This is a genomic window from Caenimonas koreensis DSM 17982 (genome assembly GCF_009646335.1).
In the GTDB taxonomy this organism is placed as follows: domain Bacteria; phylum Pseudomonadota; class Gammaproteobacteria; order Burkholderiales; family Burkholderiaceae_C; genus Ramlibacter; species Ramlibacter koreensis.
In genome coordinates, this window is record NZ_WJBU01000004.1 from 1 (window position 1) to 15,064 (window position 15,064).

Here is a 15,064-nt window from a genome sequence, read left to right on the forward strand (position 1 = left end):
GTTGGGGTTCGGGGGGGGGGGCGGGGGGGGGGGGGGCCTTTTCCCTCCGTGTCCCCCGCCGGCCCTAGGGGCCGAGCTCCTCCTGCGTGAAACGGCCACCCACCGCCCGACGCACTGTCCCGAACAGGAGTGAAAGAATCCGCAGGATTGGCTTTGCCGTACCCCCCAGATGACCGGTCCTCATCAGATTGAACTAGAGAAGCAGTGTCGTTACTAAGTGTCCGTGAACGACTTTCCCATACACTTGCACCCCATGGCCCTTTTTGTGATTATCCCGACTGTCTCCGACACTTCGGCGCTCGACAAGGCGATGACGCGATATGAAAAAAAGGCATACCAGCTTCCGCGTGGCGAGTGGCTTGTCGCATATGAGGGAACTTCGCGACAGCTTTCTGACGAACTGCAAGTGACTGACAACCAACTCGGTGTTCCCTGTGTAATCCTTGGATTCGGCAGCTACTTTGGCCGCGCGGGGAAAGACATTTGGGAATGGATTTCAGTCAATTCGGCGTAATGGCAACTCGAAACCCAACTCGCCAACAGGCACAGGAAGTCACGCCTGAGGCAGTCGAACGGCCGACGACCCCTACACCGATGGGGTCGGACTACTCGCATTTCGTGTGGACGCAGCTTAGCGAATTGCAACGTGCAGTCGGCGCGATCCAGGAATCACAAGCGACGCTTCAAGGTTGCATCGAAAAGCTAGAAGAAAAACTCAGCGGCAAGCTGACGAAGGTCACGGACGACACCGCGACCATCATAAGGGTCCATCACACCACGAAATGGGTAGGCATCGTCCTTTTGAGCATCGGTGGGTTTGCCTTAGGTGGCGTACTCTACGTGGCAAAAGAGGTGTGGGAATTGTCGAAGCCTTTGATCATTCAAAAGCTGACGGCGGCACCGACCCCACCGGTGCCTGTTACGCCAGTCGCGCCAGAAAAGGTCGAGAAGCGCCGATAGAGACTGGGGACCGCTCGGACGCGTCTACATTTTTGGCGGGATGAGAACGCCGACTGCCCGCTCAAACGCCTCACCGGTCTCGTCGGCCTCCAACTGCTTCGTTATTTCGATGAAACGCGCCAATTGCACCGGGTCGCTCGACGGCAGCTAGCCGCGCTTTCGTTTCTGTGCGACCGACTTTGGCTTTTTCCTTGTTGCCATCGGCCTTCGCGTTGAGTGCGATGTTCGCCCGCAGAATGGGAATCAGCGTGGTCACCTTCAGATCGATCGAGCGCGCCTTGCCGGTGGCGCGATCCACAAGCGAAAGCGCCTTCATTTTGTGCGTGCGGCCGAGCTTGCGCTTCTGGCCCTTTTGGCGGGGTTCCTTGTTTCCGATGAACGTTTCGTCCACTTCGACCGGGCTACCGGTGACGCCGAACAGGTCCATGCCGCAATCCCTCGTTGCTTCGCGAATGCGATGCGACAGGAACCATGCGGCCTTGATCGTGATGCCGAGCGTGCGCTGAAGTTGATTGGTCGACGTTCCCTTGTTGCCCGATGCAATCAGGTAGATCGCTTGCAGCCAGTGGCGCTGGGGCAGGTGCGACGACTCAAACACCGTACCGACCTTTGCTGTAAAGGGTTTGCGGCAGGCGTAGCACTTGTAGACACCGATGTGAGTCGAAGCGCCATTCAGCTTGCCGCTCTGGCCGATAACGCCGCACATGGGACATACGCGACCCTTCGGCCATAACCGCGATTCGATGAAGTCATGGGCGGCTTGCTCATCGTGAAAGAACGGTTGGCGAGGGCGGTCATGTTTTAGACCTTCGAAATGCCTTGCGACACCGGTTATTTTGTATTAACCGGTGTATATCGCGATAAATATCAAAAATATGATAGATTTACACCGTTTAAAAGATAAAGAACGGGTGCCAAATGGACTTCATCGCCGCCAACGAAATCACCGGTGCCGAACGGGATCGCCTGCTCACGCTGGAGGAAGACACGTTCAATGACTTGAAGGCAATTGAGGTATCAACCAAGAAACTCTCTGCCGCTGTCTCAGCTTTCGCGAACACCGCCGGTGGCGACCTCTACATCGGGATTGCCGAAACCGAGTTCATGGGCGCGAAGATGCGGCATTGGCACGGGTTCAAAGATCAGGAGGCGGCCAACGGCCATATCCAGTCGCTTGAAGCGCTTTTTCCACTCGGTTCCGAGTATTCCTATGGCTTTTTGCGCGCCCCGGGCTCAGAGGGCGTTGTTCTACACGTTCAAGTGCAGCGCACGGCGCAGATTGCCAAGGCGCATGGGAATAAGGCCTACGTTCGGCGCGGCGCGCAAAACCTCGAAGTTAAAGGGAAGGCACTTGAGGCGCTAAGACTGGCGAAAGGCATCGACAGCTACGAGAAGCAAACTGTCAACGTCAGCGCATCTGTCGTTATCAACTCGCCAATCCTGCGCGACTTTGTGAAGCAGGTGGTGCCGAATCTGGAGCCGAAAGTTTTCCTACAGAAGCAGAACCTCATCAAAGGGAACAAGCCAACCGTTGCGGCTCTGCTGCTATTCGCCGAAGAGCCGCAAGCGGCGTTGCCGAAGCGGTCGGCCATAAAGCTCTATCGCTATGCAACGTCAGGCGCGCCAAGTCGCGAGACGCTGGTAGGAGTGCCCAAGTCAATCGAGGGACCGGTGGTTTCGATGATTCGACAGGCTGACGTGGAAACGGTGCAAATGATCGAGGGAATAAATAAGCTCGGTCCGCGCGGTCTTGAGCCAGTGAAATACCCCATTGAAACATTGCATGAAATTCTGACGAACGCCGTTCTGCACAGAGACTACAGCATCGCCTCCGACGTTCATGTCAGAGTATTCGATAACCGCATTGAGGTTGAAAGCCCCGGGATGCTCCCCGGGCAAGTCACCGTAAAAAATATTCTGGACGAGCAATTCGCCAGAAATGGGATGCTGGTGAGGATGGTCAACAAATTCCCCGACCCGCCAAACAAAGATGTGGGCGAAGGGCTTAACACGGCATTCAAAGCGATGCAGAAACTTCGCCTGAAGGCGCCGGTGATCGATGAGACTGAAAACGCAGTCCGAGTCGATATCAAGCATGAACCAATGGCGTCTCCTGAGCAGTCGGTAATGGACTACTTGGAGAATCACACAGAAATCAAGAACGGCATTGCCCGGGAGCTAACCGGGATCACGTCTGAGAACTCCATGAAGGATGTGTTTCTGCGGCTGGCGAAAAGCAATCTGATTGAGCGCGTGCCAGACAAGAAAGGCGCGGCTGCCGCTTGGCAGAAGAAGCCGCGCCCACCGGTGGCCGCTTAAGACATTCATGAACCGGTGGCTCAGCCGCCGGTTTCCCCCTTGGGTACGGCAAATCCAATATCGCGAAAAAATTAGACCCCTGAAATCACAGCACAAGCCAGGCGAGGCCCCGAATTGCCCGTAGGCTGCGTCTTGAAATCATCCGGGTCGCGGTGAACGATCAAACCGCGGCCGACGATGTCAGCTGCACCCGAACCAATCGTCATCGTGGTCGCTGAGAAGTTGATCGTGGCGACACCATTCGCGTCGGCCTTCAAGCTCGGCAAGTCACCCACGTGATGCGAACCCATGCCGTGCTGGCCATGCGGCGTGGCAGAAGGATTGAAGTGACCGCCCGTGCTCATGCCATCGCCACTGGAGCAATCGCCCTTGTCGTGGACATGGAAGCCATGCTCGGCGTTCGGCTTCAAGCCGCGAATTTCACCAGTGACCTGAACAACACTGCCTGATTGCGCGAAGCGCACGGCCCCGCTCGTCGTGTTGCCCTTGGTGGGCTGCAGGTTCGCCGTGGCGATCGGGCCCGACATGGATGCGCACGCGCCTAGCGTGGCGCATGCGGTTGCGATGAGTGCGATGTTCAAGAGTTTCATTTTTGTCTCCTCAGGTTGTGCAAATGATGGGCCTATCGCTCGATGAGCTTCAGGAGCTTTTCCAGCCCGCGGTCGTGAATGTTATGCCGCTTCAACTCTTCCAGAGTCCGATGCGCGTACTCATGCGTCGTGCCATAGATGCCGGACGCCTCCATGAAGATCCGCCGGTATTCCTCTTCGCTGAGCACCCCCGTGTGCTGCGGACTCTTGCGCGACAGCGTGAATGCCAGCGCCTTCACGGGGCCGGATTGCGTATGGCACTCCAGCCACCTCGGGTCATACACGGCGAGCGACATCTCGCGTGCCCAAAGTTGGGCCAGCACCTCGCGACCCTGCGCGCGCGCAATGCGAAACACCATGCCCTGGCAACTGCCGCCCGACAGCATGCCGAACACCAGGCCGGGTCGCTCAGGCGTGCCGCGATTGATGCGGCTCCACATCTTCAAGGCGCGGTGCCAGCCATGGACCTTCGCGGGCCGGCGCTCCTCAAACTCGAACTCCGGGCGCCAGATAAGTGAGCCATAACCGAAGACCCACAGGTCTTCACGCTCGCCCCATTCCTGGAGCGTCTGTGCCAGCATGGCGGCAGGGTCTCGCAGCGGCATGAGCGGTTCGGCCATGGCGAAACTGTACCGTGGATGTTGCGCTGGCAGCGTGTGAACGTCCCACTTGCCGCCGAAAGCGCCTTTAGTGCTGCCTGTGCTTTCAGGTTAGGATGAAAACACGATGAAACTCCACCCCGTCGTCGCCGCTGTCACCCAGCGCATCCGCGAGCGAAGTGCGCCCGAACGCAACGCTTACCTCGACCTCATCGACAAGATGGCCTCGCGTGACCGCGGCTCGGACAGGCTGGGCTGCGCCAACGTTGCACACGCCTTTGCGGGCCTGCCGTCCAACGACAAGTTCCGCATCGTCGAAGAGCGTGCGCCCAACATCGGCATCGTCAATGCCTACAACGACATGCTGTCGGCCCATGCGCCGTACGGCACCTTCCCGGACCTCATCAAGGACGAAGCGCGCAAGCACGGTGCCACGGCGCAGGTGGCAGGCGGCGTGCCTGCGATGTGCGACGGCGTGACGCAAGGCACGGCAGGCATGGAGCTCAGCCTGTTCTCGCGCGACGTGATTGCGATGGCCACCGCCGTCTCGCTGAGCCACGATGTGTTCGATGCGGCGCTCATGCTTGGCATCTGCGACAAGATCGTGCCGGGCCTGTTGATCGGCGCGCTGCAATTCGGCCATTTGCCCACGGTGTTCGTGCCCGCAGGGCCGATGACAAGCGGCTTGTCGAACAGCGCCAAGGCCAAGGTGCGGGAGCAGGCCGCGCAGGGGCTCGTAGGCCGTGCGCAATTGCTGGAGGCAGAGTCGAAGGCCTATCACTCGCAGGGCACGTGCACCTTCTACGGCACGGCCAACAGCAACCAGATGCTGATGGAGGCAATGGGCCTGCATGTGCCTGGCGCTGCGTTCATCAACCCCGGTACCGGGCTGCGCGAGGAGCTCACGCGCGAGGCCGTGCGCACGGTGCTGCAGATCGTCAAGGCGAAGCGCTTTGCGCCGATTGGCCAACTCGTTGACGAGCGTGCGATCGTCAATGCCATGTGCGCGCTGCTTGCCACGGGCGGCTCGACGAACCACCTGATTCACTGGGTGGCGGTCGCGCGCAGCGCAGGCATCACGATCGACTGGGATGACTTCGCGCAGCTGTCGTCCGTCGTGCCGTTGCTGGCGCGCGTGTATCCCAATGGGGCGGCCGACGTGAACCAGTTCCAGCATGCGGGCGGCCCCGGCTACGTGATCCGTGAGTTGCTCGACGCCGGCCTCATGCACGAAGACGTGTTGACGGTGCGCGCTGGCGGCTTGCGCGAATACACGCGCCTGCCAGCCGAAGACGAGGCGCAGAAGCTCACATGGGCCGACATTGGCGCATCGCGCGACACCGACGTAGTCCGGCCTGCCAGCGATCCATTCAGCGTGACGGGCGGCTTGAAGCTGCTCACGGGCAACCTCGGCCGCAGCGTGATCAAGGTGTCGGCGGTGCCGGATGACCGGCATGTGATCGAAGCGCCCGCGCGGATTTTCAACGCGCAGGAAGAACTGACTGCCGCTTTCAACAACGGCGAGCTCACGCAAGACGTCGTGTGCGTTGTTCGCTGGCAAGGCCCGCAGGCCAACGGCATGCCGGAGCTTCACAAGCTCACGCCGCCACTCGCGGTGCTGCAGGGCAAGGGCCTGCGTGTGGCGCTGGTGACGGACGGCCGCATGAGTGGCGCATCGGGCAAGGTGCCTGCCGCCATTCATGTCTCGCCCGAAGCGGCAGCGGGTGGGCCGCTTGCCAGGCTGCGTGATGGCGACATCGTGCGGGTGGATGCAGTGGCAGGCACGCTGCAGGCGCTGGTGCCGCATGACGAGTGGGCGGCGCGCGAGGTTGCCGTGATGCCGCAAGCGCTTCGTGACGCGAATGGCCGTGGCATGGGACGTGAGCTGTTTTCCTCGTTCCGGCGCAACGCACTGGCCGCAGAACATGGTGCGTGCACATGGCTGTGACACTCACATCGCCGGAGGTGATGAATGATGCGCCGGTGATCCCGGTCATCGTGTTGAACGATGTCACGCATGCGGTGCCGCTGGCGCGCGCGCTGGTCGCCGGAGGCATTCGCATGCTGGAGGTGACGCTGCGCACGCCTGTGGCGCTGGCGTGCATTGAAGTCATCGCACGCGAGGTGCCTGATGCGGTGGCGGGCGCAGGCACTGTGCGCAGCGCGTCAGATGCGCAGGCGGCCGCATTGGCAGGCGCGCGCTTTGCGGTGAGCCCGGGTTACACCCACGCGGTGGGGCGCGCGTGCCGCGAGGCCGGCTTGCCCCTGCTGCCGGGTGTGGCCACGGGCGGCGAGATCATGGCGGCGCAGGAAGACGGCTATAGCGAGCTGAAATTTTTCCCGGCGATGCAGGCAGGTGGGGCCGCCATGCTGCGCGCCTGGCATGGGCCTTTTGGTGATGTGCGCTTTTGCCCGACGGGCGGCGTCACGTTGGCGAACGCGCCAGAGCTGCTGGCGCTGCCGAATGTCGCGTGCGTGGGCGGCTCGTGGCTGACGCCAGCCGATGCCATCGCGCAGGGCGACTGGGCGCGGATCACGCAGCTGGCGCGGCAGGCCACGGCGCTGGTACGCCGTCGTTAAGCCTTCGCTCAGGTACCGTCGCTAAGCCCTGGCTTAGGTGCCGCGGCCGGGCCTCAATCGTCGCGCTGGATCAGCTCGATCTTGTAGCCGTCCGGGTCGGTCACGAAGGCGATCACGGTGGTGCCGCCTTTTACAGGCCCGGCTTCGCGCGTGACGTTGCCGCCGCCGGCCTTGATCTTCTCGCACGCGCCGTACACATCGGCAACGCCCAGCGCGATGTGGCCGTAAGCCGTGCCCAGCTCGTAGCTGTCTACACCATAGTTGTAGGTGAGCTCGATCTCTGCGTGGTCGGGGTTGGTGCCGTAGCCGACAAAGGCCAGCGAATATTTCTGCTCGGGCCGCTCGGTGGTGCGCAGCAGTTTCATGCCGAGCAGGCGGGTGTAGAAGTCGATGGAGCGCTGCAGGTCGCCCACGCGGAGCATGGTATGGAGGAGTCTCATGCGGCGATTATGGGCAGAAGTGCGTGCAAGCGTTGCCGTTGGCATGCAACCCCGGTAAGCTGGCTGGAAAACAAGGCACAGCATGGCGAACGATCAGCGACTCATAGCGCAACTGGCAGCGATCCGCGCTGCCGAACCTGAACTGAAAGCCTTCGCATGCGTGGCCGGTGATGCGCCCGCTGCCGCTGCAGCCGCGCTGGCGGACGGGCCGCTTGCGGGCCGGCTCATTGGCATCAAGGACATCTTCGACACGGCCGATTTGCCCACGCAATATGGAACGCCCATCTACGCAGGCCACCAGAGCGCATCAGACGCAGCCATCGTCGCCGTGATTCGCGCGGCAGGCGGCGTGATCGCCGGCAAGACGGTGACGACCGAGTTCGCGTTTCTTCACCCGGCCGCCACGCGCAACCCGGTGGCGCCTGGATGCACACCGGGCGGGTCGTCGGCAGGGTCCGCCGCCGCAGTCGCCGCGGGCCTGATCGACTTTGCTGTCGGCTCCCAGACAGGCGGTTCCACTGTGCGGCCCGCGTCGTACTGCGGCATTGCCGGCTTCAAACCCACCTTCGGCTTGTTGCCGACACCGGGCATGAAGTGCTTTTCATGGTCGCTCGACACGGTGGGGCTGTTTGCCGAGACAGTTGAAGACGTGAGTGAGTTCGCGCAGGTTGCCAGTGGCGGCCGCATCCCGCCGCCCGAGCAGCGGCCCGCCAACCATTGGCGGGTGGGCATTCCGTCGAACTATCCGTGGGGCGAACTGAGTGCGAGTGCAAGCATGGCCATGGAACGCGGCGTCGAGGCACTGCGCGCCGCCGGTGTGCAGGTGGTGGAATGCGAGATGCCCGCCTGGGTAGGCAGCGCATTCGTTGCGCACGATGCCATCCAGGCCTGGGAGGCCGCACGCTCGCTGAAATTCGAAATGGCCCATCACGAGGCGCAACTCTCGCCGTTGTTGCGCGACTATCTGGCTGCGTGCCTGCGGGTGACGGATGGCGACTATGCGGCGGCGCAGTTTGCCGCGCAGCAAGCCCGCGATGGTTGCCGCCTCTGGATCGACGGAATCGACGTGTTGCTGACCCCGGGCGCGCCCGACGAGCCGCCTGAAGGTTATGCGTCGACAGGTGCTTCCACCTTCAACCGTGCCTTCACGCTGTTGGGCACGCCTGCCTTGAACGTGCCCGGCGCCGTGGGCGTGAACGGCCGGCCCATGGGCGTGCAGGTGATTGCGCCGCCCAGTGAAGATGCCGTGTGCCTTGGTTTTGGCGCGTTGATGCAGGACTTGCTCTTGCGTGTCTGACAGCAGGCGGGGCCCTTACTTCAACTCGAACACCAGGCATGTCGTCGTGCCCTGTGCGTACAGCGTCCCGTCGGGGCCGTAGAGCCGCGCCTCGGCAGTAGCAAGCTGGCGGCCGCAATGGATGACTTTGCCTTCGGCCCGCACACGCGGCGCCTTGTTGCCGATGGCCCGCACAAGATTCACGCCCAGCTCTGCCGTCGTGTAGCCGCGGCCCACCGGCATCATCGTGTGCACGGCGCAGCCAAGCGCTGAATCGAGCAGCGTGGCGTACCAGCCGCCGTGAATGCCACCCATGGGGTTGAGGTGCTCGGGGCTGGGCGTGCCCTGGAACACGGCGCGGCCCTCGCTGACTTCCATCAGCTGGAAGTTCAACGTCCTGGCGATGGGCGGGTAGGGCAGCTCGCCACGCAGCATCGCCTGCATCACTTCAAGGCCGGTCTTTCCGGCGACCTGGTCGGGCCGGGCGACGCCGGGTCCATGTGCCTCGGCTGCGTGCAGGCGCGCTTGCACTTCAGCTTCCTGCGCAAGCCACGCCTGGAGTTCGTCGGGTTTTGTCGTCATTCTGGATGGCCCATTCACTTGTCTGTTTTTACTTGCATATGCAACAGTTGCAGCTACAATAATCAGCATGGACACTGCTGTCAAGCCCCAGGGCTGCACCAACATCAAGCTGCGCCAGCTGATGCGCCGCGTGGCGCAGCACTACGACGCAGAGGTCGGCAAGAGCGGGTTGAAGGGCACGCAGTATTCGCTGCTGTCGTATGTCGTGAAGCTCGGGCCGATCCGCCCCGGCGATCTCGCTCGCGAAATGCGTATCAGCTCATCCACACTCACCCGCAACCTGCGCCCGCTGATCGACGCGGGCTATATCGAGCAGGGCCCCGGTGCTGATGCGCGCAGCCGCCTCGTGAGCGTCACGGCCGCTGGGCGCGACAAGCGCCAGGAGGCGCAGCGTCGCTGGCGTGTTGCACAAGAGGGCCTCAACCAGATGCTGGGGCCGCGCCGCGTGGTGGAGTTGCACGCGCTGCTCGACGAATGCATGGACCTGCTTTCACCCCTTCCTGATGGAGATACCGATGACTGATGCCGCTGCTGACCGCAAGCGCGCCATGTTCTGGCTGGTGCTGCTTGCTGCTGCTGGTACCTTTGCCCTGACCATGGGCACGCGCCAGACGATGGGCCTGTTCATGAGCCCGATGAACACCTCGACGGGCCTGGGCGTCGGCAGCATCAGCCTCGCCTTCGCGTTCGGCCAGCTGTGGTGGGGCCTGACGCAGCCTTTCGCAGGCGCATTTGCCGACAAGATCGGCGCGGGCCGCGTGCTGTTCATAGGCGCTGTGCTGGTGGCGCTGGGCACATTCATCACGCCCTACATGACGACGACGCTCGGCCTCATCTTCTCCATTGGTGTGTTGTCTGCGGGCGGTGCCGGCATGGCGGGGCCGGCGGTGTTGATGGCGGCGACAACGCGCTTGATTCCGCCTGAGCGGCGCGGGTTGGCCACGGGCATCGTCAACGCGGGCGGCTCGTTCGGCCAGTTCATCATGGCGCCGATCGCCGGCTGGCTGATGGTGTCGATGGGCTGGTCGAGCGCGATGCAGGTGCTGGGCCTGGTCGTGCTGTTGTGCCTGCCGGGCGCCTTCCTGCTGCGGGGCAATTCGCTGCAATCGGCGCCCGCGGGCCAGAAGGTCGTGGGCACGGGCGAAGCGATCCGCACGGCGCTGCGCAACCGCAGTTTTCTCTTGCTGGCAGCAGGCTTTTTCGTCTGCGGCTTTCACGTCGCGTTCTTGGCCACGCACCTGCCGGGCGTGATCGCCGCGTGTGGCTTGCCCGTGCAGTACGCCGCGTGGTCGCTGGCGATGCTGGGGCTTTTCAACATTGTCGGCAGCGTGTCCATCGGTTGGGCGGTGGGGCGCTGGCGCATGAAGTCGCTGTTGTCGATGCTCTATGCCGCGCGTGCGCTCGCCGTGCTGGTGTTCCTGCTGTCACCCAAGACGGGGCCCGTGGTGCTCATCTTCGCCGCCGTGATGGGTGTGACGTTTCTCTCCACCGTGCCACCCACAGCCGGGCTCGTTGCCAAGTTTTTCGGCACGGCGAACATGGCGACGCTCTTTGGCATCGTCATGCTCACGCACCAGGTCGGTGGTTTTCTTGGCGCGTACCTGGGTGGCCAGATCTTCCAGGCTACCGGCTCGTACGACTGGGTCTGGTACATCGACATCGTGCTGGCTGTGGGCGCAGCGCTGGTTCACATGCCGATCCAGGAGGCCAAGGTCGTTCGGGGTGCGGCTGCTTAGGTTTGCTGCTGCTGCGCAGCCCGCCAAGAACCACAGCAACCCGCACAACAACAATTTCAGGTGAAAATCAGCCCATGAACCTCCTCAAGCCCGTTGCCATTGCCGCTGCCCTCGCGGCCAGCTTGTTGCTCACCGCGTGCGACAAGACCCCCGACCCCGCAGCCGCCGCTGCCGCCGCCAAGGCCGCACCAGCACCCGTGACCATCGACGCGATCAAGGCCGAGACCACCGGCTTTACCGTCGGCTCGCCAATGAGCGTGCGCACGGTGTATGTGTTCTTCGACGCGCAGTGCCCGCATTGCGCAGCACTGTGGAATTCCGCCAAGCCCTTGAAGAGCCAGACAAAATTTGTCTGGATTCCGGTGGGCGTGATCAACAAGGCGAGCACCACACAAGGCGCGACGATCCTCAGCTCGAAAGACCCGTCGGCCACGATGGAAGAAAACGAGACGTCCATCCTGTCGAAGCAGGGTGGTATCTCCGCCGGCTCGGGCATCGACGACATGGTCGCCAAGGTCGGCAAGAACACAGAGCTGTTCAACAAATTCGGCTTCGAGTCGATTCCCACCGTGGTCGCGCTGCACGCGCAGACTGGCCTGCTGGTGAAGAAGGAAGGCTCGATGCCTACGCCGGAGCTTGCGAACTTCCTGGGCCTGGCCCAGCCCGCGCAATAAGCACGGGCGCCTTCGTGCCGGGCTACACCGGCACGACGTAGTTCAGCGTCATCCGGCCGCCATCGACCACGATGATTTCGCCGGTGACGTAGCTCGATGCGTCGCTGGCGAGATACGCCACTGCATCCGCGATTTCCGAAGGCTCGCCCAGCCGCCGCATCGGCGTGCGGCTCAGGATGCGCTGCTTGGCCTCTTCGCTCGTCAACACGGCCTTGGCAGCCAGCTCCGTTGCAATCGTGCCCGGCGCCACCGCATTCACACGCACACCCTGGTCAGCCAGTGCCAGCGCCATCACGCGCGTGAGCTGGTTGATGCCGCCCTTGCTCACGTTGTAGCTGGAGATCGTCGGGATGGTGAGCATGCCGTTGACCGAGCTCATGTTGATGATGCTGCCGCGCCGCACCTTGGCCATCTCGCGCGCCACGGCCTGGCCCATGAGGAACGAGCCTTTGAGGTTCACGCGCAGCACGGCGTCGAAATCGGCCTCGGTCACTTCCAGAAAATCGGCGGCCTTGAAGATGCCGGCGTTGTTCACCAGCACATCGATCTGGCCGTAGGCTTCGAGCGTGCGTGCGATGACGGCATCGACCTGCGCCTTGTCACCCACATCGCAATGGATGTAGAGCCCGCCGACGTCATCGGCCAGCGCCTGGCCGCGTGCGTCGTCGATGTCCACGATGACGTTTCTGGCGCCTTCGCGTGCGAAGCGCCGCACGCACGCCTCGCCGATGCCTTGCGAGCCACCGGTGGTGATGCAGACGCGGCCCGAGAGGCCGAACGAGACGGTGGAGGAGTTGGTAGAGGAGTTGGCGGGGGAGCTGTTGGCGCTGTTCATGCGCGCATCGTACCCGCCCACGCTGACTTGAATTCGAGCGCCTGCCGCTGGACCTGCGCGGCCGTCATACCGGGCTTGAAGAGCGATGAGCCGATGCCAAATCCGCTGGCACCAGCCGCACGATATTCGGCCATGTTGCGCACGTGGATTCCCCCGACGGGGATCAGTTTCGCCTCAACGAGCAGCACGGCGCGCATCGCCTTGACGGCGGTGGGCGAAATCATCTCGGCAGGGAACAGCTTGAGCGCGTGCGCGCCTGCTGCAAGTGCCGCGAATGCTTCGGTGGGCGTCATCACGCCGGGCACATAAAGCAGGCCCATGCGCGTGGCCTCGGCCGCAACCTCTGCATTGAAATTGGGCGCGACGATGAGTTGGCCGCCAGCGGCGTGAACATCGCGAACCTGCTGCGCATCCAGCACAGTGCCGGCGCCGATCAGCGCATTCGGAAACTGCGACGCGAGGGTGGCGATGCTTTTGAGCGGATCGGGCGAGTTCAGCGGCACTTCGATCAGCCGCCAGCCGCTGGCGACCAGCGCCGTGCCGATGTCTGCGGCTTCAGCAGGCTGCAGGCCGCGCAGGATGGCGACCAGGGGCAAGTCCTGCATGGCCTTGTCGAAGCGTGCGGTGTGATTCATCGCGGTCGTCATTGCGCGTTCTCCAGATGGCGGGCAATTGCGCCAAGACCGCGCCACGTTGCTTCAGAGCCGATGCTGCGCGAGCGCACATCAAGCAGGCTGAGCGCCACTTCATAGCGATGCGTGAGTGCCTCATTCGCGATGATGACCACGGGCCCCGCGTTGGGCGAGAGTTGCAGCGACCGCAGCTCCTCGCCGATCACCAGGCCCGACAGGTAACTCGGCGCGGCGCCGGCATCGAGCTGGCCGAACAGCGAGCGCGTGCGCGTGCTGAAGGCGGCGGCCAGCAGGTTGCCCGTATGCATCGCGTAGTGCACGCCATCGCTGAAGGCGTGTTCGTCCAGCGCGTCTTCGGCTGTTTCGACAGCCATCGTGCGCGCCAGGATGGAATGGCGGCGCAACAGCGCGAAGAATTCGCCCGTCATGAATGTGGAGAAGCGCTCGATGCGGCCATCGCTCACCTGCACCCATTTGCTGTGCGTGCCTGGCAGCACGAGCGTTGCGTCGCTCATGGCAAGTAACGAAAGTGCGCCGAACACCTGCGTCTCTTCGCCGCGCATCACGTCGGGCATGCCGTCGTGCTCGCAGCGCATGCCGGGCACGATGGCGATGCGCCCGGGCTCCACCCACTTGAGGTGGGCGGCAACGTCTGCAAACCCTGCAGGGCAGGCGCAGTAGGGCGCTTCAACCCAGCCTTGCTGGCTGCCCGCCATACCGCACACCAGCACAAGTGCATCGCGGTTGCGCAGCCAGTCGCCGCACACGTCGGCCAGCGCAGCGGGAAAGCCGCCAGGCGGCACCGACAGGATGCCGTTGGGTACGGCTCGCTCTTCGCTGGCGTCGCCTGGGCGGTCGATGCGCGCGACGCGCAGCGACGAGGTGCCCCAATCGACTCCGATCAACATGCGACTCATCCCAGCAATTCCTTCACTTGGCTTGCACGTGGCAGCGGCGCGACGGCGCCGAAGCCCTGCACGGCGATGGCCGCGGCGGCATTGGCATAGTGTGCGGCCTGGAAGATCGAGTCGCCCTCAGCCAGCCGCGCAAGCAGGTTGCCGCAAAAACAGTCGCCAGCACCTGTTGCATCAACCAGTGGCACTCGCCAGCCTGCGATGCGCTCGCGACTGGTGCCGTCGCTGACCAATGCGCCGTCGGCGCCGAGCTTGAGCGCCACGCGCGACGCGCCTGCATCGTGCGCCCAGTCGATGATGGCGTCTGGATCGCATTCGCCGGTGAGCGCCGTGATGTCGTCCAGGCTCGGCAGGAAAACATTGCACAGGCCGATCGCCTTGATGAGTGTTGTGCGCGCCTCGTCGAGCGGCCAGAGTTTGAGGCGCAGGTTCGAGTCGAGTGAAACAACCGTTGTGCTGGTGCGGGCGCAATCCATGGCTGCGAAGACCGTGTCGCGCGCGGTGTGCGAGATCGCCAGCGAAATGCCCGAGACGTGCAGGATTTTCGAATCGCTGATCACGGCGCGCGGCAGCCATTGCGGCGTCATCAGGCTCGCTGCAGAGCCGGCACGCCGGTAGGTGAATTCATGGCCCGCTGCGCCGTGCGTGACGAAGTAGATGCCGGTCGGTGCCGTTGCATCGCGCTCGACTGCGCTCGTGTCCACGCCTTCACGCTGCCACAGCTGCATGAGCGCATCGCCAAAGGTGTCCTGCCCCAGCCGCGTGAGGTAGGCCGTGCGCGCACCCGCGCGGCTGGCGGCGATGGCTGCGTTGCTCGTGTCGCCGCCAAAGCCTTGCAGGTAGTTCGGCTCGCCGGGATGCGTCTGGTTGAACTCCACCATCGCTTCGCCGAGGGCTGTGACGTCGAAGCGGCGGGGCATGCAGGCC

At 63.3% G+C, this 15,064-nt stretch carries 18 protein-coding genes; 9 read left to right on the forward strand and 9 right to left on the reverse strand.

From position 1 onward, the window contains the following. The first annotated feature begins 253 nt into the window (after positions 1-253). Together GHT07_RS04300 and GHT07_RS04305 are read left to right on the forward strand one after the other, a co-directional pair. A complete protein-coding gene (locus GHT07_RS04300; RefSeq protein WP_153583839.1) occupies positions 254-514 on the forward strand; it encodes a hypothetical protein in 261 nt (86 codons plus the stop codon). After that, positions 490-960, forward strand: coding sequence for a hypothetical protein (locus tag GHT07_RS04305; protein WP_153583840.1), 471 nt, complete (start codon positions 490-492; stop codon positions 958-960). The genes GHT07_RS04300 and GHT07_RS04305 overlap by 25 nt, the downstream gene beginning before the upstream one ends. Before the next feature lie 70 nt (positions 961-1,030). Here GHT07_RS04305 and GHT07_RS04310 read toward each other — a convergent pair whose 3' ends face one another. Further along, positions 1,031-1,795 (reverse strand): IS1595 family transposase, encoded by a 765-nt coding sequence (locus GHT07_RS04310; protein ID WP_323740804.1) that lies wholly within the window; start codon positions 1,793-1,795, stop codon positions 1,031-1,033. 83 nt (positions 1,796-1,878) lie between these two features. Here GHT07_RS04310 and GHT07_RS04315 point away from each other — a divergent pair, with 83 nt between their 5' ends. Further along, positions 1,879-3,279, forward strand: coding sequence for an ATP-binding protein (locus GHT07_RS04315; protein ID WP_153583842.1), 1,401 nt, complete (start codon positions 1,879-1,881; stop codon positions 3,277-3,279). 71 nt (positions 3,280-3,350) lie between these two features. On the opposite strand, the gene GHT07_RS04320 is transcribed toward GHT07_RS04315, so the two are convergent. Beyond that, on the reverse strand, positions 3,351-3,869 hold the full coding sequence (locus tag GHT07_RS04320; RefSeq protein ID WP_153583843.1) for a superoxide dismutase family protein: 519 nt from the start codon (positions 3,867-3,869) through the stop codon (positions 3,351-3,353). A gap of 32 nt (positions 3,870-3,901) precedes the next feature. Then, positions 3,902-4,489, reverse strand: coding sequence for a gamma-glutamylcyclotransferase (locus tag GHT07_RS04325; RefSeq protein ID WP_228488182.1), 588 nt, complete (start codon positions 4,487-4,489; stop codon positions 3,902-3,904). A gap of 106 nt (positions 4,490-4,595) precedes the next feature. Between GHT07_RS04325 and edd the strand changes: the two genes are divergently transcribed. Together edd and eda are read left to right on the forward strand one after the other, a co-directional pair. Further along, complete coding sequence (gene edd, locus GHT07_RS04330; RefSeq protein ID WP_153583844.1) at positions 4,596-6,416, forward strand: phosphogluconate dehydratase; 1,821 nt, start codon at positions 4,596-4,598, stop codon at positions 6,414-6,416. After that, a complete protein-coding gene (eda, locus tag GHT07_RS04335) occupies positions 6,407-7,048 on the forward strand; it encodes a bifunctional 4-hydroxy-2-oxoglutarate aldolase/2-dehydro-3-deoxy-phosphogluconate aldolase (RefSeq protein WP_153583845.1) in 642 nt (213 codons plus the stop codon). Before edd ends, eda begins: the two co-directional genes overlap by 10 nt. A 53-nt stretch (positions 7,049-7,101) precedes the next feature. On the opposite strand, the gene gloA is transcribed toward eda, so the two are convergent. Further along, complete coding sequence (gene gloA / locus GHT07_RS04340) at positions 7,102-7,488, reverse strand: lactoylglutathione lyase (RefSeq protein ID WP_228488183.1); 387 nt, start codon at positions 7,486-7,488, stop codon at positions 7,102-7,104. Between the two features lie 82 nt (positions 7,489-7,570). Between gloA and GHT07_RS04345 the strand changes: the two genes are divergently transcribed. After that, the gene (locus tag GHT07_RS04345; protein WP_153583847.1) at positions 7,571-8,785 is read left to right on the forward strand and encodes an amidase; all 1,215 of its coding nucleotides are present in this window, start codon (positions 7,571-7,573) and stop codon (positions 8,783-8,785) included. 15 nt (positions 8,786-8,800) lie between these two features. Here GHT07_RS04345 and GHT07_RS04350 read toward each other — a convergent pair whose 3' ends face one another. Then, entirely contained in the window at positions 8,801-9,346 is a 546-nt protein-coding gene (locus GHT07_RS04350) for a PaaI family thioesterase (RefSeq protein ID WP_153583848.1), read from the reverse strand. 67 nt (positions 9,347-9,413) lie between these two features. Here GHT07_RS04350 and GHT07_RS04355 point away from each other — a divergent pair, with 67 nt between their 5' ends. From GHT07_RS04355 to GHT07_RS04365, 3 genes are all read left to right on the forward strand, one after another. Next, positions 9,414-9,869, forward strand: coding sequence for a MarR family winged helix-turn-helix transcriptional regulator (locus tag GHT07_RS04355; RefSeq protein ID WP_153583849.1), 456 nt, complete (start codon positions 9,414-9,416; stop codon positions 9,867-9,869). Further along, positions 9,862-11,082, forward strand: a complete 1,221-nt coding sequence (locus GHT07_RS04360) for an MFS transporter (RefSeq protein ID WP_153583850.1) — start codon at positions 9,862-9,864, stop codon at positions 11,080-11,082. Before GHT07_RS04355 ends, GHT07_RS04360 begins: the two co-directional genes overlap by 8 nt. 74 nt (positions 11,083-11,156) lie before the next feature. Then, positions 11,157-11,756 (forward strand): thioredoxin fold domain-containing protein, encoded by a 600-nt coding sequence (locus GHT07_RS04365; protein ID WP_153583851.1) that lies wholly within the window; start codon positions 11,157-11,159, stop codon positions 11,754-11,756. A gap of 22 nt (positions 11,757-11,778) precedes the next feature. Here GHT07_RS04365 and GHT07_RS04370 read toward each other — a convergent pair whose 3' ends face one another. The 4 genes from GHT07_RS04370 to GHT07_RS04385 are packed head-to-tail and all read right to left on the reverse strand — an operon-like array spanning position 11,779 to position 15,057. After that, entirely contained in the window at positions 11,779-12,591 is an 813-nt protein-coding gene (locus GHT07_RS04370) for an SDR family NAD(P)-dependent oxidoreductase (RefSeq protein WP_153583852.1), read from the reverse strand. Beyond that, on the reverse strand, positions 12,588-13,238 hold the full coding sequence (locus GHT07_RS04375) for a 2-dehydro-3-deoxy-6-phosphogalactonate aldolase (RefSeq protein ID WP_153583853.1): 651 nt from the start codon (positions 13,236-13,238) through the stop codon (positions 12,588-12,590). Before GHT07_RS04375 ends, GHT07_RS04370 begins: the two co-directional genes overlap by 4 nt. Then, positions 13,235-14,140 (reverse strand): 2-dehydro-3-deoxygalactonokinase, encoded by a 906-nt coding sequence (locus GHT07_RS04380; RefSeq protein WP_153583854.1) that lies wholly within the window; start codon positions 14,138-14,140, stop codon positions 13,235-13,237. Before GHT07_RS04380 ends, GHT07_RS04375 begins: the two co-directional genes overlap by 4 nt. Further along, positions 14,137-15,057, reverse strand: coding sequence for a sugar kinase (locus GHT07_RS04385; protein ID WP_228488184.1), 921 nt, complete (start codon positions 15,055-15,057; stop codon positions 14,137-14,139). The genes GHT07_RS04380 and GHT07_RS04385 overlap by 4 nt, the downstream gene beginning before the upstream one ends. Positions 15,058-15,064: the final 7 nt, after the last annotated feature.

Bases quoted from the DNA above. Each gene is read 5' to 3' on its own strand.
- edd (WP_153583844.1), top strand. From the start codon at position 4,596: ATGAAACTCCACCCCGTCGTCGCCGCTGTCACCCAGCGCATCCGCGAG.
- GHT07_RS04360 (WP_153583850.1), top strand. From the start codon at position 9,862: ATGACTGATGCCGCTGCTGACCGCAAGCGCGCCATGTTCTGGCTGGTG.
- GHT07_RS04375 (WP_153583853.1), bottom strand. From the start codon at position 13,238: ATGACGACCGCGATGAATCACACCGCACGCTTCGACAAGGCCATGCAG.
- eda (WP_153583845.1), top strand. From the start codon at position 6,407: ATGGCTGTGACACTCACATCGCCGGAGGTGATGAATGATGCGCCGGTG.
- GHT07_RS04300 (WP_153583839.1), top strand. From the start codon at position 254: ATGGCCCTTTTTGTGATTATCCCGACTGTCTCCGACACTTCGGCGCTC.
- GHT07_RS04355 (WP_153583849.1), top strand. From the start codon at position 9,414: ATGGACACTGCTGTCAAGCCCCAGGGCTGCACCAACATCAAGCTGCGC.
- GHT07_RS04380 (WP_153583854.1), bottom strand. From the start codon at position 14,140: ATGAGTCGCATGTTGATCGGAGTCGATTGGGGCACCTCGTCGCTGCGC.
- GHT07_RS04385 (WP_228488184.1), bottom strand. From the start codon at position 15,057: ATGCCCCGCCGCTTCGACGTCACAGCCCTCGGCGAAGCGATGGTGGAG.
- GHT07_RS04315 (WP_153583842.1), top strand. From the start codon at position 1,879: ATGGACTTCATCGCCGCCAACGAAATCACCGGTGCCGAACGGGATCGC.
- GHT07_RS04325 (WP_228488182.1), bottom strand. From the start codon at position 4,489: ATGGCCGAACCGCTCATGCCGCTGCGAGACCCTGCCGCCATGCTGGCA.
- GHT07_RS04370 (WP_153583852.1), bottom strand. From the start codon at position 12,591: ATGAACAGCGCCAACAGCTCCCCCGCCAACTCCTCTACCAACTCCTCC.
- GHT07_RS04350 (WP_153583848.1), bottom strand. From the start codon at position 9,346: ATGACGACAAAACCCGACGAACTCCAGGCGTGGCTTGCGCAGGAAGCT.
- GHT07_RS04305 (WP_153583840.1), top strand. From the start codon at position 490: ATGGATTTCAGTCAATTCGGCGTAATGGCAACTCGAAACCCAACTCGC.
- gloA (WP_228488183.1), bottom strand. From the start codon at position 7,488: ATGAGACTCCTCCATACCATGCTCCGCGTGGGCGACCTGCAGCGCTCC.
- GHT07_RS04320 (WP_153583843.1), bottom strand. From the start codon at position 3,869: ATGAAACTCTTGAACATCGCACTCATCGCAACCGCATGCGCCACGCTA.
- GHT07_RS04365 (WP_153583851.1), top strand. From the start codon at position 11,157: ATGAACCTCCTCAAGCCCGTTGCCATTGCCGCTGCCCTCGCGGCCAGC.
- GHT07_RS04345 (WP_153583847.1), top strand. From the start codon at position 7,571: ATGGCGAACGATCAGCGACTCATAGCGCAACTGGCAGCGATCCGCGCT.